Origin of the sequence: Allobosea caraganae, assembly GCF_003351345.1 — a bacterium.
Taxonomy (GTDB): Bacteria; Pseudomonadota; Alphaproteobacteria; order Rhizobiales; family Beijerinckiaceae; genus Allobosea; species Allobosea caraganae.
Genome location: NZ_QQTO01000042.1, coordinates 1 through 20,823 on the forward strand (window position 1 = coordinate 1; position 20,823 = coordinate 20,823).

The 20,823-nt window shown below is 62.3% G+C and carries 19 protein-coding genes and 2 pseudogenes; 13 read left to right on the forward strand and 8 right to left on the reverse strand.

Annotated features, from left to right (window positions below; all coding sequences use genetic code 11):
• Positions 1-477, forward strand: a 477-nt coding sequence (locus tag DWF00_RS28270; protein WP_245974372.1) for a phospholipase D-like domain-containing protein, incomplete at its 5' end; no start/stop codon positions are given.
• A 162-nt stretch (positions 478-639) separates the two neighbouring features.
• Here DWF00_RS28270 and DWF00_RS29945 read toward each other — a convergent pair.
• The 4 genes and pseudogenes from DWF00_RS29945 to paoA form a co-directional block, all read right to left on the reverse strand.
• A pseudogene (locus tag DWF00_RS29945) lies at positions 640-1,193 on the reverse strand (LysR substrate-binding domain-containing protein); the annotation flags it as partial.
• Between the two features lie 124 nt (positions 1,194-1,317).
• Positions 1,318-3,522: an aldehyde oxidoreductase molybdenum-binding subunit PaoC gene (gene paoC / locus DWF00_RS28275; RefSeq protein WP_114830951.1), complete on the reverse strand. Its 2,205-nt coding sequence runs from the start codon at positions 3,520-3,522 to the stop codon at positions 1,318-1,320.
• A gap of 2 nt (positions 3,523-3,524) precedes the next feature.
• On the reverse strand, positions 3,525-4,475 hold the full coding sequence (locus DWF00_RS28280; RefSeq protein WP_114830950.1) for an FAD binding domain-containing protein: 951 nt from the start codon (positions 4,473-4,475) through the stop codon (positions 3,525-3,527).
• On the reverse strand, positions 4,472-5,107 hold the full coding sequence (gene paoA, locus DWF00_RS28285; protein ID WP_114830949.1) for an aldehyde dehydrogenase iron-sulfur subunit PaoA: 636 nt from the start codon (positions 5,105-5,107) through the stop codon (positions 4,472-4,474). Before paoA ends, DWF00_RS28280 begins: the two co-directional genes overlap by 4 nt.
• 372 nt (positions 5,108-5,479) lie before the next feature.
• Here paoA and DWF00_RS28290 point away from each other — a divergent pair, with 372 nt between their 5' ends.
• The 12 genes and pseudogenes from DWF00_RS28290 (at position 5,480) to DWF00_RS28345 (ending at position 17,593) form a co-directional block, all read left to right on the forward strand.
• Positions 5,480-5,842: a response regulator gene (locus tag DWF00_RS28290; protein ID WP_245974375.1), complete on the forward strand. Its 363-nt coding sequence runs from the start codon at positions 5,480-5,482 to the stop codon at positions 5,840-5,842.
• 85 nt (positions 5,843-5,927) lie between these two features.
• Positions 5,928-7,859, forward strand: coding sequence for a methyl-accepting chemotaxis protein (locus DWF00_RS28295; protein WP_114830948.1), 1,932 nt, complete (start codon positions 5,928-5,930; stop codon positions 7,857-7,859).
• Positions 7,860-7,864: 5 nt separating this feature from the next.
• Positions 7,865-9,289, forward strand: coding sequence for a chemotaxis protein CheW (locus DWF00_RS28300; RefSeq protein ID WP_114830947.1), 1,425 nt, complete (start codon positions 7,865-7,867; stop codon positions 9,287-9,289).
• Positions 9,286-10,374 carry a chemotaxis-specific protein-glutamate methyltransferase CheB gene (gene cheB, locus DWF00_RS28305; RefSeq protein ID WP_114830946.1) on the forward strand — a complete coding sequence of 363 codons (1,089 nt, stop codon included), beginning with the start codon at positions 9,286-9,288 and terminating at the stop codon, positions 10,372-10,374. The genes DWF00_RS28300 and cheB overlap by 4 nt, the downstream gene beginning before the upstream one ends.
• Positions 10,365-11,213: a CheR family methyltransferase gene (locus DWF00_RS28310; RefSeq protein ID WP_114830945.1), complete on the forward strand. Its 849-nt coding sequence runs from the start codon at positions 10,365-10,367 to the stop codon at positions 11,211-11,213. Before cheB ends, DWF00_RS28310 begins: the two co-directional genes overlap by 10 nt.
• The gene (locus tag DWF00_RS28315; protein WP_114830944.1) at positions 11,214-13,145 is read left to right on the forward strand and encodes a chemotaxis protein CheA; all 1,932 of its coding nucleotides are present in this window, start codon (positions 11,214-11,216) and stop codon (positions 13,143-13,145) included.
• Complete coding sequence (locus DWF00_RS28320; RefSeq protein ID WP_114830943.1) at positions 13,142-13,399, forward strand: hypothetical protein; 258 nt, start codon at positions 13,142-13,144, stop codon at positions 13,397-13,399. The genes DWF00_RS28315 and DWF00_RS28320 overlap by 4 nt, the downstream gene beginning before the upstream one ends.
• A gap of 87 nt (positions 13,400-13,486) precedes the next feature.
• Positions 13,487-13,855, forward strand: a complete 369-nt coding sequence (locus DWF00_RS28325) for a response regulator transcription factor (protein WP_342769147.1) — start codon at positions 13,487-13,489, stop codon at positions 13,853-13,855.
• Entirely contained in the window at positions 13,852-14,487 is a 636-nt protein-coding gene (locus DWF00_RS28330; protein ID WP_114830941.1) for a chemotaxis protein CheX, read from the forward strand. The genes DWF00_RS28325 and DWF00_RS28330 overlap by 4 nt, the downstream gene beginning before the upstream one ends.
• Complete coding sequence (locus DWF00_RS28335; protein WP_114830940.1) at positions 14,480-16,903, forward strand: PAS domain-containing protein; 2,424 nt, start codon at positions 14,480-14,482, stop codon at positions 16,901-16,903. The genes DWF00_RS28330 and DWF00_RS28335 overlap by 8 nt, the downstream gene beginning before the upstream one ends.
• A 125-nt stretch (positions 16,904-17,028) precedes the next feature.
• Positions 17,029-17,234 (forward strand): annotated as a pseudogene (locus tag DWF00_RS29950) (ethanolamine utilization protein); the annotation flags it as partial.
• A 173-nt stretch (positions 17,235-17,407) separates the two neighbouring features.
• Positions 17,408-17,593, forward strand: coding sequence for a hypothetical protein (locus tag DWF00_RS28345; protein WP_147283754.1), 186 nt, complete (start codon positions 17,408-17,410; stop codon positions 17,591-17,593).
• 730 nt (positions 17,594-18,323) lie between these two features.
• Here DWF00_RS28345 and DWF00_RS29625 read toward each other — a convergent pair.
• From DWF00_RS29625 to DWF00_RS28365, 4 genes are all read right to left on the reverse strand, one after another.
• A complete protein-coding gene (locus tag DWF00_RS29625; protein WP_181832776.1) occupies positions 18,324-18,494 on the reverse strand; it encodes a hypothetical protein in 171 nt (56 codons plus the stop codon).
• 145 nt (positions 18,495-18,639) lie between these two features.
• A complete protein-coding gene (locus tag DWF00_RS28355) occupies positions 18,640-19,176 on the reverse strand; it encodes a general stress protein (RefSeq protein WP_114830937.1) in 537 nt (178 codons plus the stop codon).
• Positions 19,177-19,212: 36 nt separating this feature from the next.
• Positions 19,213-19,509 (reverse strand): PepSY domain-containing protein, encoded by a 297-nt coding sequence (locus DWF00_RS28360; protein ID WP_114830936.1) that lies wholly within the window; start codon positions 19,507-19,509, stop codon positions 19,213-19,215.
• A gap of 96 nt (positions 19,510-19,605) precedes the next feature.
• Positions 19,606-20,628 (reverse strand): ABC transporter transmembrane domain-containing protein, encoded by a 1,023-nt coding sequence (locus DWF00_RS28365; protein ID WP_114830935.1) that lies wholly within the window; start codon positions 20,626-20,628, stop codon positions 19,606-19,608.
• Positions 20,629-20,823: the final 195 nt, after the last annotated feature.

Genomic DNA, 20,823 nt, shown 5'->3' on the forward strand with positions numbered 1-20,823 from the left:
CTTGCTTCCGCTCAGAAGAATATCCGGATCGCCACGCCCTATTTCGTTCCCGACGACCTGATCAGGCAACAGCTCCTCGAGGCCCGCAAGCGTGGTGTGGAGGTTCAGATCATCATTCCCGGGCCTCAGACCGATGCGCGCATCGTCAGGAAAGCATCCCGGCACCTTTGGGGCGATCTGCTTCAGGCGGGCGTGAAGATCAGCGAGTATCAGCCTACGTTCTTCCACTGTAAGCTGGTGATTGTCGACGACATCTGGACGTCAGTCGGCTCGACGAACATCGATGACCGCGCTTTGAGGCTCAACGACGAAGCGAACGTCAATCTGTTCGATCAGCGTTTTGCCAGCACCCAGATTGCCACGTTCGACAAGGACGCCGCGGCCTCCAAGCCGTACACCTTTGCAGATTGGCAAAACCGCTCAGCGAACGAAAAACTCTCCGATTGGCTCTCAAGCCTTGCGCGGTCGCAAATCTGATGGCCTTGCGCGATCCGACGTCGCCTCGACTCGCTGGCTGACCAATGCTGAGGTCGCGAGGTTCGCTTCGCAACACATTACGTAACTTCCTTACGTCTGCTTTCCAGCCTGCCTTTAGAATCCATTTTTTTGCGCCGTTGAGCGCTGAACTCACCCGAAGTGGAGACCATTGAACACAAGTTGCCCCTCGCCGCGGACCTTGACCTCGTGATCATCCTTTTCAAGGACCCAGGAAACAGCCCGCCATGGGTGGGGAGTCGCTATGCAGTTATGAGCGGTCAGGTCCTGCGGCGTTTCCGGAAAACCTTAGCGCTTGAAATAGGCTGGCGATCCGACCACGGCCATACGCCATCTCGGGCCCGATCCGGAGGGCGATCATGTCCTTTACGACCTGCTCGCCCCAGCGCATTCCCGCATCGTAGCCCGCCGCCATCGATGTCGACGAGACCTTAGTAGACGATGATCTCGACCTTGATGTGGGGATGGTCCGGCAGCAAGCGGCGCAGCGCGCTGCAAAGGCGCGACCGCGGCATGTTCGCCGGCCGTGATGCGGATCGTCCCGGCGGGCTTGCCGCGCAATCCACCACGCGCTGCGATCTCCGGCTCGATCTGGTCGAAGCGCGGCGCGACGGCTTCGAGCAGCCGCAAGCTGGCTTCGTTTGGAGCGACGCTTCGGGTCGTGGGCGTCAAAGCCTAAGTTTCAGGCGCTCATCGAGAGCCTAATGGTCTGGCTCCAACGCGGACTGCGAGACGTAGTCCACCGAATGTCCGGAACGGACGGAAATTCCCCCGCGGACCTAAGATTGACCTGAATTGCGGCCTAAGAACGTGACCGTGGCTTTAGGCCGAGGGCATGTGCTCCAGCAGTTTGTCGAGCGTGATCGGATAATTCCGCACGCGCACGCCGGTTGCGTTGTAGATCGCATTGGCGACCGCGGCACCAACGCCGCAGATGCCGAGTTCGCCGACGCCCTTGGCCTTCATGGGCGAAGACATCGGGTCCGTCTCCTCTAGGAAGATCACCTCTTGATGCGGAATGTCCGCATGGACCGGCACCTCGTAGCCGGCGAGATCGTGGTTGACGAAGAAGCCGCGCCGGGTGTCGACCGCCAGTTCCTCCATCAGGGCAGCGCCCACGCCCATGGTCATAGCGCCGATGACCTGGCTGCGCGCGGTCTTCGGGTTGAGGATTCGCCCGGCGGAACAGACCGCCAGCATGCGCCGGATGCGCGTCTCGGCGGTAGCCACGTCGACCCCGACTTCGACGAAATGCGCGCCGAAAGTCGATTGCTGATGGGTCTCGTCGAGATCGCCGTACTCGATGGTATCCTCGCCGACCACCGGGCCGGACTCGGCCGCGCTCGCGAGAGGCATGCTGCGGTTGCCCGCGCGTACCTCGCCGTTGGCGAAGACCGCCTCGGCGGAGTTGATCCCCAGCTTCTGCGCCACCGTCTCGCGCAGCTTGACGCAGGCCGCGTAGACTCCGGCGGTCGAGCTGTTGGCACCCCATTGCCCGCCTGAGCCCGCCGAGACGGGGAAGCGCGAGTCGCCGAGCCGCACCACAACCTTGTCGAGGCCGACGCCCAGCATCTCGGCCGCCGTCTGGGCGATGATCGTGTAGCTGCCGGTGCCGATATCGGTCATGTCGGTCTCGACCGTGACGGTGCCGTGCGCGTCGAGGCGGACGCGCGCCGCCGATTTCATGACGAGGTTGTTGCGGAAGGCGGCGGCGACGCCGATCCCGACGAGCCAGCGCCCGTCGCGCGACTGTCCGGGCCGTGCCAAGCGACGGTCCCAGCCGAAGCGCTCCGCGCCGATCTTGAAGCATTCGTTGAGCCGGCGCATCGAGAAGGGCCGCTTCGGCTTCTCCGGATCGACCTGGGTATCGTTGAGGGCGCGGAAGGCGATCGGGTCCATTCCGAGCTTCTCGGCCATCTCGTCCATGGCGATTTCGAGCGCCATCAGACCCGGCGCCTCGCCCGGGGCGCGCATCGCATTGCCTTCCGGCAGATCCAGCACGGCAAGGCGCATCGCCGTCATCCGGTTTGCTCCGGCATAGAGCAGGCGCGTCTGCTGGACCGCGAGTTCGGGCCCGCCATCCGGCAAGTCGCCGGACCAGCTTTCGTGGCCAATGGCGGTGATCCTGCCGTCCCGATCCGCCCCGATCCGGATGCGCTGAATCGTAGCGGGACGGTGCGTGGTGTTGTTGAACATCAACGGCCGCTGCAACGCGATCTTGACCGGACGTTTCGCGGCGCGCGCGCCCAGCCCCGCCAGGACCGCATCGGCGCGCAGGAACAGCTTGCCGCCAAAACCGCCCCCGATGAAGGGAGAGACCAGGCGAATATTCGCCTTTGGAATGCGCAGCGTCTGCGCCAAGTCCCCGACGCCCCAGTCGATCATCTGGTTCGACGTCCAGAGCGTGAGCTTGTCGCCATCCCATGCTGCGAGCGTCGCGGGCGGCTCCATCATCGCGTGGCTGTGGTCGGGCGTCGTATAGGTCTGGTCGAGGGCGACCGGTGCCGTCGCAAACGCGCCGGCAAAATCGCCGACCTGCGTGTCTGCCGGGCTGGAATCCTCGCCCGTCGGCTTGATGGCCCGTCCTTTCGCGGCCTCCAGATCGAAGGCGCCCTTCGTCTGCGCATACTCGACGCGAATGAGGCTCGCAGCAGCGCGGGCCTGCTCGAAAGTCTCCGCCACCACCAGCGCGACGGCCTGGTGGTAATGCGCGATCTCGGGGCCGCCCAGAAGCTTGGCGGTGTTCCGTTTGCCCTTGCCGAGCTTGCCGGCCTCCTTCGCCGTCACCACGGCGAGCACGCCTGCCGAAGCCCGGGCAGCCTTGAGGTCCATGGACGCAATTCGCCCCTTGGCGATCGTCGCTCCCAGCACATAGCCATAGGCCTGGTTCGGAACGACATCGTGCTGCTCATAGGCATATCGGGCTCCGCCCGTGACCTTGAGCGGGCCGTCGACGCGGTCGCGCGGCTGTCCGACGATGCTCTGTCGATCGATCGGGTTCTGTGTTGCGGGGATGTCGAATTTCATGATCAGGCCCTCGCTTCGGACAGGACTGCGCCAAGCGTGCGCTCGACCAGCGGCAGCTTGAACGCGTTCTCAGGGGTCGGCCTGGCACCGTCGAGCATTGCTGCTGCCGCCGCCTTGGCCCCCCGCGGCAGCTCCCTTTCCGCTGCCTCAACCCGCCACGGCTTCGGCGCGATGCCGCCAAGCGAGATGCGGCCCGAGCCGTCGCGCTGGACGATGGCCGCGACTGAGACGAGCGCGAAAGCGTAGGACGCCCGATCGCGCACCTTGCGGTAGATCTGCGTGCCGCCGATGGGCTTCGGCAATGTCACGGCCGTGATCAGCTCGCCGGGCGCCAAGGTCGTCTCGAGATGGGGTGTCGAGCCTGGCGAGCGATGCAGCTCGGCGATCGGGATGGTCCGCGTCGATGCGTCGGCTTTGACCGTCTCGACCATTGCGTCGAGCGCGCGCATCGCCACCGCCATATCGGACGGGTGCGTCGCAATGCAGGCGTCGCTGACGCCGATGACGCCTAGCTGCCTGCTGAAGCCGCCGAGCGCGGAACAGCCGCTTCCCGGCTGTCGCTTGTTGCAGGGCTGGGCCGTGTCATAGAAATAGGGGCAGCGCGTGCGTTGCAGCAGATTGCCGGCGGTCGTCGCGCGGTTGCGGAGCTGGCCGGAAGCGCCCGCCAGCAGAGCCCGAGATAGAACGCCATAGTCGCGCCGGACGCTCTCGTCGGCCGCCAGCGCGGTGTTGCGGACCAGCGCGCCGATCCGCAGGCCGCCATCGGGTGTCGCCTCGATGGTGTCGAGCTTCAGGCCGTTGACGTCCACGAGGTGGGTGGGGGTCTCGATCTCCAGCTTCATGAGGTCGAGCAGATTGGTGCCGCCTGCGATGAACTTCGCCTCCGGGTTCCTGGCTGCTGCGGTAGCTGCTGCGGCGGGCGAGCTCGCGCGCTCGTAGGTGAAAGCCCTCATCCCTGCCTCCCCGCAACCTCGGTTACTGCCTCGACGATGTTGGAATAGGCGCCGCAGCGGCAGATGTTGCCGCTCATGCGCTCGCGGATCTCTGCCTCCGTCACGGCCGCCGCCGCGGTGAGGTCGACGGTGGCATGGCTGGGGATACCCGCCTTGATTTCGTCGAGCATGGCGACGCCCGAGCAGATCTGGCCGGGTGTGCAATAGCCGCACTGAAAGCCGTCATGCTTGATGAAGGCGGCCTGCATGGGATGCAGCTTGTCCGCCGTACCCAGACCTTCGATCGTGGTGACACTGGAGCCCTGGTGCATGACGGCGAGGGTCAGGCAGGAATTGAGCCGCTGGCCGTCGACGATCACCGTGCAGGCGCCGCACTGGCCATGATCGCACCCCTTCTTCGTACCGGTCAGATGCAGATGCTCGCGCAGCGCGTCGAGCAAGGTGGTGCGGGTGTCGATCGCAAGCGTGCGTTGCTCGCCGTTCACCTCGAACGACACATCATTGAGCACAGGCGTTCCGACCGGCGTCGGCTGCGAGTACGCACCCTCACCGATTACGGGTAACGCGGCGCATGTGCCGGCGGCGACCATCAGGTCGCGCCTGTTCCATTCGAGATCGCCGGGATTTGGCATATCCGCCTCCGTGACTTGGCGTGGATGTCGGGTTGCAGCGTGAGCGCATGCCGCTCGGCAGGATGCTGCGTTGCGGAGACAACGATTGAAGCGTCTCTCAGTTCATTCCGCTTCTAATGTGCGATCTCGGCCCAAGCCGCGCTTCGTCGCCGAACGCTCTTCTCCGTTGGCAGCGCGATATCCACGCCGAGAACGCGGCTGGTGCTCGCCTCAGGAGCGGCTACTGGTTGATGAGTGCGACTGCAAAATATGGCCGATCTCGGCCAATGAAAAGAAACGCTCCTATCTATGGAACTGAGCCCCAGGCGGCGCGTTTGCATGTGTTGGCGCGAGCCGCAGCGGGGGGATTTTGTGTCAAGTTCGAAGCCAAGAGTGCTCATCGTCGAGGATGAGCCGATCATAGCGATGATGCTTGAGGAGCACCTCCTGGACGCAGGTTGTGAAGTCGTGGCCACGGCTCAGAATCTCGCCAGTGGACTCGCGTTGGCCGAAACGGTGGACCTGGACGTCGCCATTCTAGACCTTAGTCTGGGCTCGAAGTCGTCGTTTGCCGTGGCGGATGTTCTGGCGAGCCGCGGAATTCCATTCATGTTCGCATCCGGCTTCGGGACTAACTCGCTGCCAGAGGAGCATCGGGCAAGAATGGTACTCAACAAACCATTTCATTATCCCGAACTCCTCAAGAGTTTGAAGTTTGCCCTCGGCAGTGAGTTTACTCTTGAACAAAGCCTTTAATGTAGTTTCTGCTCGGAATCGCGCCGTCTATAGTTTCCGGAAGCGCCGGAGAGTATCAGTTATACCTGCCTACCTGGGGGATTAAATGGCGCTGGTGAAGACCACAGAAATTGCAAAACGCCGCACCACTTCCTCACCTCCCAAGCAGGATGCAGTGAATCCAACGAACAAGGTGACGGCGGCGCGCCGTTCGCAGGAACGGGCTCGGGCTCGCCAGCAAAAGGTCGCGGAGAGGATCGGCGCCGCGACCGAGGAGCTAGCGAGCGGGATGCTGGAGGCGGCAGCCGCTGCGCAGCAGCTCCGCCAATCGTTTGAGCAGATATCGGCAGGCGCGGAGGAGGCAGCGGGCGCGGCCAAGCAATCGCAAGGCGCAGTTGGGATGCTCGGTGCGACGTTCGCCCAAGCGCGTGATCAAGCCGAGGCTTCGCGCCGAAAGACCGATGCCCTGCATGCCGGCGTGCTTGAAAGTGCCACGCAGATTGATGATGCCAGTGCGTCGCTGGCGAGTGCAGCGGCGCGTCAGCTTGCGTCGGTCGAAATTGCGGTGCGGCTCGAGAAGCAGGCGGCTGGAATAGGGGCCACCACACAAACAGTCGCTGATATTTCGGATCGCACGAATCTTCTCGCATTGAACGCCGCGATCGAGGCCGCTCGTGCGGGCGATGTTGGCAAGGGTTTTGCCATCGTAGCGGACGAGGTTCGCGCCCTCGCGGAGGTGGCTGAGCGCACGGCTCGGGAGATCGAAGAGCAATCGGGCACCATTGAGCGCGAGGTTAAGACGCTCGCCGAGAAGATCCGAGCGACTGCGACAGCGGCGCAGCAGCAGACGTCTACGACACTGGCCATCACCTCCGATCTATCCTCCGTGCGCGCGGATCTTTCCGCGTTGGCAGAGGGCAGCCAAGCGATACTTACTTCCTCCATTGAGGCCGACATTGCGGTTCGGGAAGCTGGGCGCGGCGCCGAATTGGTCGCTCGCGCGGCCGAAGAACAGTCGGCCGCCGTAGCGCAGGCACAACGTTCCGTACAGCAACAGAGTCAGGCTCTCGATCAGAGCCAGGAGGCGGCTCAGGCGCTCGCCAGCTTGGCGGAGGATCTGCAAGCGGATGGCTCGGCTGCGGGTGGCAGTGAACAATTGAGCACGGCTGCTGAGGAGCTGTCAGCGACCGTGCAGGAATTGGCCGGCGCCGCCGGAGAAATTCTCGTCGCGATCGATCAGATCAGCCGGGGCGCGCAGACCCAGGCCGCTGCGACACAGGAGGCGAATGCCGCGCTGGTTCAGATCGAGAAGAACCTTGATCAAACTCAAAGGGCGACCAAGCTTGCCACGGAGCGTACCCGTTCGATTTCGGGGCTTCTCGCGAAGACACAAGCAGGGCTCCACGCCATTGGGGAGAGCTTCGCGACCGCGGTCACTGAAATGCGGACGTCGCTCGCTGCTCTCGATTCTCTTGAGGACGTCTCGCGCAGAGTTGAGAAGAGCATCGACCGCATCGTTCTGGTCGCTGTTCAGACCAACATGCTGTCGGTATCGGGCTCTGTCGAGGCGGCAAGGGCCGGCGATGCCGGGCGAGGCTTCGCGCAGGTTTCGGGTGATATCCGCAAGTTGGCACAGGAAAGCAGCGAGTATATTGAAAGCGTCAAGGATGTCGTTCGTCTGATGCAGCTTCAGATCGCGGCCGTTCGCCGAGATCTCGAACTCGTTCTCAGCATCGCGGATGCCGAGCGCACCAAGATTTTGGCGATCATCGAGCGCGTAAAATCCATCGAATTGGATGTCGCTGGGATCGCTACCGGGAATGACGCAATGCTCAACAGTGCGGTGAGCGCGCTTTTGGCTGTGCGCGATGTTCAGTCGGGTACGCAACAGATCGCGTTGGCCGCGCAGGGCGCAAGTTCGGCTGCGACGGCTGCCGCCTCTGCGGCCAAGGAGCAGTCGCGTAGTGCGGAGGATCTTGCCGCCGCAATCGAAGAAATTGCGTCCCTGGCGGACGAACTCCAATTGGCGGCCGGTTGAGTTCGATGGCGAAGGCGCGCAAAGCCCACGAGGCCACACGGCAACTGGTGTTCGCCGTCAGCGGTCAAGGGTACTCACTGCCGGCCGAACATGTTCTGGAGGTTGGACGCCGGCCGACGATCACGCGTGTTCCCAACGCTCCGGCTGCCTTGGCCGGTCTGATGAATTTCCACGGCGTGGCAACCCCCGTCGTTCGCGTGTCCGCACTAGTGGCTGGGCCGGAGAGCAACGATTTCGCGTCTTCCAGCGAATCCAAGATCATCGTTTATGACGAGGGCGGTGCGGTCGCGCTGCTCATCGACGACGTCGTGCAGTTGTCAGCGGATTCGTCGGCCCAGTCGCTGAACATCGGTAGATTGCTCGCGGACACATTTCTCACGACCGCACGGATTTCAAGACGAAATGTAGTGCAGTCGGGATACGAGGCTCCAAGGGAGGGGGCGCCGATAAATGATCGCGATCGCGCACTGCTCTCATTTCAAGTGTCCGGACAATATTTCGCACTGCCGCTGGAGAGCGTGGTCGAAGTCTTGACCTTACCAGTCGACGTGACCGGTCTACCGCGAAGCGAGGTGACATCCGTCGGAATGATCTCGCTTCGGGAAGAACTTGTGCCGCTCATCTCGCTAGCAGCACTGCTCGGGCTTCCAGGCGATGCCAATGGCCGCCGTCACGTCGTGATCGTCCGATTTGAAGAGGCGCGCGTCGGGCTTGTCGTGGATACTATGCGGGGTGTCGTGCGCATTCCGGAGAGTTCGGTCGAGCCTGTTCCTTCGATCCTGCAACGCGGCGATGGCGATGCCGAAATCGATGCCATTGCCCGGGGCGACGACGGGCGACCATTGATCTCGATCCTGTCGCCGTCGGGCCTGTTTCGCAACCGGGCGGTCAGTGTGGAGCTTGCCGGCCAGGCCGCGGAGAATAAGACCATGACGGATGTCTCGACGGCCGAGGCAAATCAGCGGTTCATTGTCTTCCAACTCGGCGACGACGTTTTCGGATTGCCCATCGGGTCCGTCGACGAGATCGTCCAGCTTCCAGAGGCAATCTCGCGCGTTCCCAACGCGCCTGAATTCGTTACCGGCGTTATCAATGTCCGGGGCAAGGCCGTGCCGGTCATCGATCAACGGCTGCGCTTCGACGCCGCGCAGAGCGCGACGGCGAAACGGCCGCGTGTCATCGTGGTGACGATCGAGCGGCTTCGCGCCGGCTTCATCGTCGATTCTGTCTCCGAGATACTCTCGGTTCCGGATTCTGCGATCGGGCCCGCGCCGCAACTGCCGGGAAACGGCGGTCATGTATTCGACAGGGTCGCCGCTCGAGACGGTGCGATGATCCTGCTCGTCGATCCGAGAGAGCTGTTGGACAAGGCTGAGCGCGACCTCCTCGAGCGCTTCAAGCCGGCGCCCGGTGCGGCACGAGCATTGTGATCCGCCTCCTTATCGTCGACGATTCCGCCCTGATGCGCAGATTTCTCGGCCGGATCTTCGAGGCCGAGCCCGATTTCGAGATCGCCACCGCGCGCGACGGCGCAGAAGCCTTGCAGGCAATGTCCGAGTTCCGTCCCCAGGTCGTGACGCTGGATATCGCCATGCCGAACATGGACGGCCTGGCTTGCCTTGACCGCATCATGGTGGAGCACCCCTGTCCGGTCGTGATGGTCTCAGCGCTGACCGAGCACGGGGCCGACGAGACCTTGCGTGCGCTTCAGATGGGCGCGGTCGACTTCATTCCGAAGCCGCAGGGGACGATTTCTTTGCATGCCGAGGAACTCGCGCCTTTGATCGTCGAGCGGATACGCGCTGCGGCCTCGATCAAGGTTCGGACAAGCCGCCGGCTGGCCGAGCGCGTTCGCTTTCGCGCGGGGCCGCAGACGCCACGCTCGCCTTCAGTCCGCGCTGTGACCAGCTCCTCCCGCACCGACGCTCGTCTGCCCGACGACTGCGTGGTGCTGATTGGCGCCTCGACCGGCGGCCCGCCAGCATTGGATGCGGTCCTGTCCGCCCTGCCAGAGGGCTTCGCGTGGCCTATCGTCGTCGCCCAACATATGCCGGCCGCGTTCACCGGCCCGCTCTCCCGAAGGCTCGACAAGCTCTGTGCGCTCTCAGTCGTCGAGGTGACCGGGCCGACCCCGATCGAAGCAGGAACGGTGTATATCGGCAGGGGCGATGCCGACGTTCTTCTGACCCGCAGAAACAAGGTGCTCACGGCGATCTCCGCGCCGGCAGACCCCGAGCATCGTTGGCATCCGAGCGTCGATCGGCTGGTTCGCAGCGCAATCGACAATGTCCCGGCCGAGCGCTTGATCGGCCTCTTGATGACCGGCATGGGCAATGACGGGGCAGCCGCGATAGCGGAGTTGAGGGCGTTGGGCGGGCATACTATCGCCGAGGCAAAACAGAGCGCCGTGGTCTGGGGCATGCCGGGGGAACTGGTCAAACTCGGTGGCGCGGCCGATGTCATCGGGCTGCCTCATATCGGCGGGCGTCTGCTGGAGCTCGCCCAATGGCGATAGGCGAAACGCCGCGTTACCTTTCTGCCGGCGATCTCTTGCGACTCTGTGAGTTCCTGTATCGGCGTACCGGAATGCTATTCGGGGAGACCAAGCGATATTACATTGACCGACGAGTCGCAGACCGCGTCGCCGCGACGGGAGTGACCTCCTTCGCCTCCTACTTCAACCTGTTGTTGAGTGAACCCGGCGAGGCCGAACGCCTGATCAACAGCTTTACGGTCAACGAGACCTACTTCTACCGGGAGGAGCACCAGCTCCGCTGTTTGAGCCGCTCCTTGCTTCCCGACCGCATCATTGGCAAGCAACCCGGGGACCGGATCCGGGTATGGTCGGTTCCCTGCTCCACGGGGGAAGAGCCATACTCGATCGCCATCTGGTTGCTGGAGAACTGGAACCTCGTCGATGCCTATAATGTCGAGATCGTCGGCTCTGATATCGACAGCGCGGTGCTGCGAGATGCGGCCTTCGGCGAGTACGGCAAGCGTTCCGTCGCGCGCCTGTCCAGCGAACTCCGGCAGCGCTATTTCGAGCGCCTAGACGATGATCGCTGGCGCATCATTCAGGATCTGCGCGAGTCGGTGAGCTTCCGCGCGGCCAATCTCATAGACCGCGAGCGGACGGGATCGGAAGGTGAGTTCGACATCATCTTTTGCCGCAACGTTCTGATCTATTTCGACGACGAATCGCGCCGGCGGACCGTCGACAACCTCTATGACGCGCTCCTTCCCGGAGGCTATCTCTGCCTGGGGCACACCGAGTCGATGAGCCGGATCTCGAAACGCTTCGAGGTCGCTCGCTTTGATGATGCTATCGTCTATCGCCGCGGGCGGGAGAACTAAGTGGACGACCTGCTGGCCCAGTTCGTGATCGAGGCGACCGAGCTGACGCAACAGGCGGCCGAGGATCTGCTGGCGCTCGACCAAGAGCCGGGCAATCGCGCTAAGCTCGACAGCGCGTTCCGCGCCATCCACACATTGAAGGGGTCGGTCGGGCTGTTTGACCTTGCCCCGATGCAGAGCGCGCTTCACGCTGCCGAGGATGTGCTTGGCGTCGCGATCAAGGACGATGCTGAGCTCGATCCAGCGCGCATTGACCCCATGCTCGCGGTCATCGAATGGATCGATCGTTGTGTTCAGCAGCTTCGGGGCGTGGGCGTCCTTCCTTCGACGGCGGCGGACGAGGGCGCGAACTTGGTTCTTTCGCTGGCTTCCGGACGAGCCGTCGCGCCGCTCCCCCCGACGATGACGGGCGGTGCCTTTCCCCAATGGGCAGCGAGATTGTTCGAAGCCCATCCACCAAGTCGGGGCGAGGGAGCCATCGCGCTTCGGTACGCGCCTGCGCCGGAATGCTTTTTCAACGGCGACGACCCGGTCGCGCTCATGGCCGCCGTGCCAGGGGTCATCTACGCGCAGGTTGTGACCAGGGAGGACTGGCCGGCCCCGACGAAGCTCGATCCGTTTCGCAGCAATCTTATCTTTGAAGGGATATCCACGGCGAAGCGCGCCGATATCGAGGCGGTATTTCGCCTCATCCCCGATCAGATCGCGATCGCGCAGGACGCGGCCCCCGCTCCGAGGGAGATTCCGGCGGAAAGCGGAGAGCCCACCGCGCGGACGATACGCGTCGATCTCGCGCGCATGGACGATATCGTCGCGCTGGTTGGCGAGCTCGTGACCGCCAAGAACGGAATGTCCGCTCTTGCCGCCCAAGCGGAGGCGCTTGAGGGCGGCCTCGCGCTATCGCGCAACGTCGCCGCCGCACAGCAGGATCTCGGCCGCCTGATCAACCAGCTTCAGCGTGCTGCGACAGACGTCCGGATGGTACCATTGGGCGGTACGTTGCGGCGACTGGCGCGCCTCGCCAGGGAGATTTCCGGGCAGACCGGCAAGCCGTTGCAACTCGACGTCGCGGGCAGCGAGATTGAGGCGGACAAGACAATCGTCGACGGTCTCTACGAGCCCCTGCTTCATATCATCCGCAATGCCGTCGATCACGGCATCGAACCCGAGGACGAGCGGCAGGTCGCCGGCAAGCCTGCAAAAGGCATGATCTCGGTCAGCGCCCGACAAGTTGGCCACCGCATCGAGCTTCAGGTCGGCGACGATGGGCGTGGGATCGATCCCGAGCGCATTCGGTCCGTGGCGCTCGCGCGAGGAATGATTTCGGCTGACGCTGCGGCGACGCTCGCCGAAAAAGATAGTCTCGAGCTCCTGTTCATCCCGGGCTTTTCGACCTCGGACGCCGTATCGGACCTATCGGGCCGTGGGGTCGGCATGGACGCGGTTCGCGCCGCAGTTCATCGCCTGGGCGGCAAGGTCGCAATCTCCAGCACGGCGGGGAAAGGAACGACGATCACGCTGTCGCTTCCTACCAGCTTCACGATGAGCCGAGTGATGCTCGTGCATATTGCAGGAGAGCAATACGGCGTCCCCATGCAGGCGATCGCGGAGACGGTCAAAATCCCTGCACATGCTATTGTCCGCGTTCGATCGGGTGAAGCGTTCGTACTGAGGGATCGGACAATTCCTATTGTGCGCTTGGGAGACATCCTGGGCCGCGCCGCCGCAGCGCGCTTGGACGAGCTGGTGCTGATTCTCGAACTGGGGACAGCAGTGGTCGGCTTAGTGGTAGACGGCGTCGGCGAGCGCTTCGAGACGCTGCTTCGCCCGCCCGCCGGCCTGTTGAAGTCGGTAAGCGGTGTCCTTGGAACCACCGTGCAGGGCGACGGCCGGATCGTCATGGTACTCGACCTGGAGGCCCTACTGGCATGACGATCACGGTCACCGACCACGAGATCAGGCTGACCGGGCGATGCGGCGTCGATGAAGCGGAGGCTTTGCTCGCGGCCTTGTCCGAATCTCCGCAGAACCGTGTCGTCCTGGCCGCAGAGCGTATTCACACGGCGCTCTGGCAGGTACTGGTCGCCTTGCGCCCTTCCGTCCTCGGCGAAGCGCCGGATCGATTCTCGGCCGAGTATATCCTGCCGTTGATCGCTCGAAAGGATGAGCCCGTTGTGAAGACTTGATCGAAGTTCGAAGGTCGCTCCTGCGATAAGGAACAAATATCTCTCCCGAAAATTGCAATCTGGAATCTTCAAATGGCGGTTACAATTATGGTTGTCGACGATAGCAAGCTCGCACGCATCGTCGCCGGCAAAACCATCGCGGCGCTTCAGCCCGATTGGATCAGGGTCGAGGCGAGCAATGCGGAAGAGGCGCTCCAACTCCTTGGAGAACAAAAAATCGATGTCGCGGTCCTCGATTTCAACATGCCTGGCCGCGACGGGCTCGAACTGGCTGCCGACCTGCGCGCATCGCACCCGACCATGCCGATCGCGATCATCACGGCCAACATCCAGGATGAGATCATTTCACGCGCCCGGGCAGTCAACGCGACTTTCGTGAGCAAGCCGCTGACTGAGGACGGTATGTCGGGGTTTCTCGAAGGGGCCGCTTTGCGCCTCAAGCAGGGGCGGGGATGACCGGAGTTAATATCAGCCTGGATGAGCTTGAACGCGATGCACTGACCGAGGTCGTCAATATCGGTGTCAGCCGGGCTGCGTCGAGCTTGCGCAAGATGGTCGGCCGTCAGGTCCTTCTGTCCGTGCCCTCCGTCGAGATCGTCACGCAGGCCGCGGCCGCTGCTCTCATCGGACAGCGCGAGAGCGAAGACCTCGTTGCGGTCAAGCAGGAGTTCGAAGGCGCATTTTCAGGACGCGCCCTGCTGATCTTTCCGGAAACCAAGAGCCGCGAATTGGCACGCGCTGTCATGGGCGATGAAGCTAGTGCGGAGCAGGTCTCAGAACTGGAAAGCGAAGCGCTTGCCGAAACCGGCAACGTCATCCTGAATAATTGCCTTGGCACCATGGCCAATATGCTCAAGCAGTCGCTCAAGATGTCTCTGCCGGAAATCATCCGGGGGACCGGAGAACGGCTTTTCAGCGAGACGGGAGAACCCGACGAGGGCGCGCTCGTTCTGTTTCTTTACATCAATTTTTCGGTTCAGGATCGCAATATTCGTGGCTACATCGCGATGCTGATGGATCTGCCTTCCATGGCGGCTCTAAAGGTTTTGATCGCCGATTTCATTGACCGGGTTACGGAAGATGTCTGAGGTTGAAAGACCTGATCGCGATGGCAATGGCGCGGGCGAAACGAGCGACCGGCTCGCTGCCGAGCTCGCACGTCTCAGATCGGATATCCGCGATGCGGAGCATCGCCTACACCTTACGCTGGACGCAGCAGGCGCGACCGGCGGATGGGTATGGGACATCCCCAACAAGGTATTGACCGGCGACGCGCGCTTCGCTGCGCTGACGTCACAGGATCCCGCGGAAATGGTGCGGGGCGTCCCGACCAGCCGGTTCTTCGCCAACATCGCCGCTGATGATCAAAAACGAATCCGCCTCGCGGTTGCCGGCATCCTTGCCGGAGCGGAGGTGTTCTCGAAGGACTATCGCCTGGTCAAGGGTGACGGGACGATGCGCTGGGTCCATGCCAGCGGCAAAGCGATCCTGTCTCAGGATGATTTGCCCCTCAAATTCATCGGCGACCTTGTCGACATTACGGAGCAGAAGCGTGTCCAGGAACAGCTCCGCATCGCGCAATCCGCCGGCGCGATCGGGACCTTCGAGCACGCGCGAGGCTTTGGGACTGTAACGGTCTCGGAACAGTTCTGCCGGTTGCTCGGCCTGCACCCGACCCGTATCCTGCCTGTCGCGACCGTCAATCAATTGGTTCACCCAGCGGATCGCCCGATCATCGAGCCGATCCTGCCGGAGCAGCCGAGACCCGATTCCAATATCGAGTTCCGCATTACCCGCGCTGACACCGGGGAACACCGATGGCTCACCCGTCGCGGCGAGTATGTCCGCGATCTCTCCGGGCCGGGCCTGCGCTACATCGGCGTCGCTTATGACATAACCGCTTCGAAACTGAACGAGGAGAGGCTGAAGCGCCTCAACGAGGGACTTTCGGAAAGCGTCAAGGAGCGGACACGCGACCGCGACCGCATCTGGCAGAATTCCCGGGACATGCTGGCGGTCACCGACCAGCACGGGCGCATTCTTGATGCAAATCCAGCTTGGCCGGCCATTCTCGGTATTGAATTTTCGGACCTCGTCGGCAGGGGCATGTCAGAGCTTGCGTGGCCCGATGACGCCGAGCTCGTCAGGGGAAACTTCGTCGATACTCTGCGCGAAGGCAGCGCGGCGTTCGAGAGCCGCATCAAGCACGCGGAAGGTACGCCGCGGTGGGTTTCTTGGACGGCCTCGCGCGAAAGCGAGACGATCTATTTGTACGGGCGACACGTCACGCGGGAGAAGGAGCAAGAGAGCGCACTGCGTGAAGCGGAAGCGCAATTGCGACAAAGCCAGAAGATGGAGGCGGTCGGGCAGCTCACGGGAGGTATCGCTCATGATTTCAACAACATGCTTACCGGCATCATGGGCGCGCTCGACATCATCAAGCGCAGGCTAGCATCGGGCAGGCTCGAGGGCGTCGAGCGTTTCATGGACGCGGCTACAGCGTCCGCGCAGCGCGCCGCGGGGCTGACTCACAGGTTGCTCGCGTTCTCGCGGCGGCAACCACTCGACCGCAAGCCGGTCGATGTTCGGCAGCTTATCCTCGACATGCGGGAACTCCTCGACAGAAGCCTCGGGGAACAAGTTGAGTTGCGCGTGCAGCCGTCACCAGACTGCTGGGCCGCGGTCACCGATGCAAACCAGCTCGAAAACGCATTGCTCAACCTCGCCATCAATGCCCGCGACGCGATGCCCGACGGCGGCCAGCTCAGTATCGAAACCCACAACATCGCGCTTGTCGCCGGCGAGATGCCGGGCCTTATCATTCAGGGAAAGCAAGATTTCGTCGCGATCACGGTTCGGGACACCGGCGTCGGCATGTCGGCAGAGGTGCTGGAAAAGGTTTTCGAGCCATTCTTCACGACTAAGCCTATCGGCCAGGGTACCGGACTAGGATTATCCATGGTGTATGGTTTCACCCAGCAGTCGGGGGGCGGGGTCGATATCAAAAGCAAGCCCGCCCAAGGGACGGCAATCACACTCTATTTGCCGCGCAGTCCCGCAGAGAGCCAAATCGACGTTCGCCGGGGTTCTCCGGTACCGCAAGGTGCGGGCGAAAGCGTACTTGTAGTGGAGGACGATTCGTCTGTCCGGCTGCTCGTAGTCGAAGTGCTGAGGGATCTCGGCTACAGCGCTATCGAGGCGGTTAATGCCGATTTAGCCATAGAAAAGCTTCGCCAGAACGACCATTTCGACCTGATGATCTCAGATGTCGGCTTGCCGGGTATGAACGGGCGGCAATTGGCCGAAGTGGCACGCGATATTCATCCGGGTCTGAAAGTTCTGTTCATCACAGGCTATGCTGCTAATGCGATCAACAAGAACGAGTTTCTTGCCGACGGTATGGATATGATCTCCAAGCCGTTCGACCTTGAGCAACTCGCGCGCAAAATTCGTGAGATGCTTGCGGTGGTCATGAACACGGCCGTTATCGTGCCGGATTCATAGTCGGTTCGGGTCTTGATGCCCGCCACTTTTTCGACAGCGGCTTTAAGCCCGGCGCGTACTGCCCAATCCACCGAGTTCGGTTTGACATCCGATAATTCCGCGATGCGCAACTTGGCTGCTCGAAGGTCTCCGAGACGATGGCGGTCGACGACGTGATGATCGTCCTGAAAGGGCGGCTCTCGGTCTCGGCGAAAAGCCGAAACGGTCACCGCAGGCCCCGGAGAGATCGTATACATGCCCAAAGGCGAGGCCATGCCCCATCCGATCGCACGACGAGGGGGCGTTAACGGCCTACGTCACCTATCCACACTGGCGGTCCGCGCACGCCTGAATCTTGATGTTTAGCGGCGCGGATCCCGCTCATCGCGTGATGAGCACAGCGGGTACAGCATCCCGTTGCTCGGAGCCGGAGGCGCCGGCCGCAATACTTGGAACGAGTTCGCGCCGATGACGTTGGGACTACGTCGCGCATTTGCGTCGACGACCGAATTCAGGAGCGCGCACGTGCCGACGAGCAAGAACCCCGCGAAAGACAGCCTTCGCCAGGAGCAGAAGCAGCAGCGCAGGGACGATCGGGAGACACCTCACGATGAGCAGCTTCACAAGGCGCTGGAGGACACGTTTCCCGCAAGCGATCCGGTTGCCGCTCAAGTCGCGGTCAAGCCGGGTGCCCCGAAGAAGCGCCAATGATCAGGGCGTCACTTGTCCATCTGGCCGGAATCTGGATTGCGCGCGAGATCGGCGAGGGCAAATATCCGCCGAAATTGGCGGTGCCCTTTGACCTTTCTCATTTCCAGACTGCGCACCGCTATCCTGATGGTCGGTGCGCTCAGCTACGCTCTCCACCGGTTGGAGATCGACCGAAGAGCCCGACGCGCGAAGGACGTCACACCAAGGGCGCCGCGGCCACGGACCCCTAGTCGCCGGGCGCCAAGTGCGACATCCTCGCGGAAGCGCTCGCCAAAATAGCACTGTAGCGTAGCGAGGTTCAAATGACAGCCTTGAGAGACCTGATGTTGGTTGCGTTGGCGGACGGCGGAGAGCACGGCTTGCGCGAAGACCAATTGGCTGCCGCCGTTTGCGCATCTCCCGAGATAGCCCCTCGCCGGGTGTCGGCGACGTGCGAGATGCTTATGGCTAATGGCGAAATCGAGCGCCGCGGAGAGGGTACAAACGAAATTCCCTACACCTACCATCTGCCCGAGGGACGGGTGCCGCGGCTGTAGACCAGCGTTGGATAGGGAGCGTCACAAGCCGCTGGCAAGATGACTCCCCTGCCCCGGGGTCGCGATGCAGTGCAATGCCAGTTCTGGACGACGCGCGAATGCGATCGTCCGCCGAAGCGGTATCTGCATTCGTTAGTTCAAACGAGGACTTTGCCGCTCTCGCGACTCGGCGCCGCCGCGTGGACGGCTCCAGCTCATGGCTCGGGCAATATTTTCGCCGCGGAATAAAGCTGCTTCGCTTCCCACACCTCCAGTTTGAACACGAGACCGGACAGCTCTTCCGCTTCCGGCGTGTCTTCCAGGCACCCGCTTAGTGCTTCGGCGCGCTCAAGCGCGAGCCGGTGTTTTCCTACACTCTTGATCATCCTCAATACGGCTCGCCGCTTCCCGACAGAACCTTTCGTCACGGCACGAACCTTTCCGGCGCGAGCTCCCGCTCTTGCGGCGCGAGGCGGCAAACAAATCAGCCTCCGGAACGGGACTCCGGAGGCTGATCTTAGCGTACTGCCGTCAGACGACCGGATGCTTGTACGGATCGGCCTTCTCGTCGAAACGGGTCCAGCCTTCCTGACGCCACTGCGCCGTGCGGCTCTCACGATCGATGGGAGCGGCTCCGTCCATGATCCCTTCGATCGTCGCGGCGTGCTCGTCGGGCGCCTTCACGGAGACCACCGTGCCGCCGCGGCGGACCGTCTCGGCATAGTAGTGCGCCTCGTCTTCGTCGACGCCGGCGCTGGTGAACGAGCCGACGATACCGCCAGCGGCCGCTCCCGCCACGGCGCCAGCGGCGGTAGAAGCGAGCCAGCCCGCGGCCACCACCGGGCCGATGCCCGGGATCGCGAGCATGCCAATGCCCGCGAGAAGCCCGGCCGCGCCGCCGATGCCGGCACCGATCCCGGCGCCCTCGGCGGCGTTGCTGTCCTTGGCACGCTCATCGCGGCCGACGACGCTGATGTCAGTGGAGGAAATGCCGGCGTCTTCGAGATCCTGAACGACGTCCGCGGCGGCATCGTAATTGTCGTAGGAACGGGTGATCATACGGGTCATGCTGGTCTCCAAAGGTCGGGGCGAGAGGGGCATCGATCAGTTGCGGGTGATGTTGCCGCGGTAATCGACGGAGACTGTGACCTGGGCGCCGGCGTTCGTGGCCGTGCCCTTCCAGACGCCGTTGTCGTCTTTCTTTAGACCGGAGACATTGGTGTAGCCGTTGGCCTCGAGGCGGCTCTTGGCCTGGCCTTCGGTGAAGCTGTTCGCACCGGGCAGAGGTGCGTTAGCATCGGCCGGCGCAGGCGCCGGGGTCGGTGAGGTCGTCGAGGTCTGGGCCATTGCTCCAAAGGAGGTGGCCGTGGCGATCAACGATGCGATGACCAGCGTTTTCATTGTGGTTCTCCCAAGGGGGTGGCGACGGTTGCGCCTTGTTGGGAAAACGGTCTCATGCGCGTTTTAGTTCCGTTCGCTAACCGGCTCGGTCGCCTGTCAGGACGTGCCTTCTACCCACTTGACGATCATCTCGTACTGGACCTTTGCTTGTTGGTATTCCCTGTAGAAATTGAGCAGGTCTCTCATCGGATTGGACAGTCGTTCCAATCCCGATATGAATGCGACGACGGTCCCGAGGGTAGTCTGGCCGTGAATTACCATCCAACCACCGAGAACCAGAACCATTAGGGGACCTAGCGCGTTCACGAGGTTCAGCAGCGTCTTGAGTCCGTACTTCAGAAAATAGAACCTCAGTCGATTATAAAAAATCGCACTAATTGTTGGAAATTTCTCGCCATCCGTTGCAGAATTGCTCGAATTTCCGTTGACGGTTTCATCGCCGAGCTTTCGCACCAGCCCGACCTGCCGTTCGACCAGAGTATTGAGTTGCTCTTGCATAAAGAGCGCAAGCAATATCTGCGGAATGAGAAAAATTCCGCTGATCAGGGCAATCACGGGCTGGATGTAAAGCATGTAGGTGAAAATCACGACCAAGAACGTCAAGTTCACGACGAACTCTGAGATGCTCACCCCGACGAAACCGCCTACGCCGTCGATTTCTCGACCGATCACGTTAACGGCCTGTCCGCTGGTGGCGTCCTCTGAAGATCTGTCGGACGCAACGACAGCCAACTGGTCGCGCGACAATTTCACTGCACTTTCGCCGACCCAGCCCTGATAAACGAGAAGTGCGTACTTGAGCGCCCCCTGAATTATGATCACCGCAAGATAGATTACGCCAAGAAAAAGCAACGTCTCTACGTCCCGGTCGGCTATCGCCACGTCAACAATCCGCCGCTGGAGATCGATGGGCACGAAGTTGAGCAAGGCCACAGCCATTGCGATCAAACCCACGGAGAATTGGTGCGCGCCGCTGGCTCGCCAGACAAATCGGCCGATCGTTTCGCCGGGTCTGATCGCTGCTGTCGATGCTTCGTTCGGGGTGATGCGTCGCAGGAAGGCGGCGAAGTAGCTGCTCACTAGTGAGGCCTCAAGCTGGAGAATGCCGTCGAATTTCATGACGGATCACGAAGAGATCCCAGAGGATCCATGGAAATCTGGCCGACTACCGAACCGCGTAGTGGACCAGCATCCAAGCAACCCCCGACAGAGCGAGCGCACCTATCAAGACGACCAGCATTGGCCGACCTAGGAAACCTTGTCGGGCCTCGACAGGTGTTTCGACTGCTCGGTGCGCTGATGAGTGAGAATGTG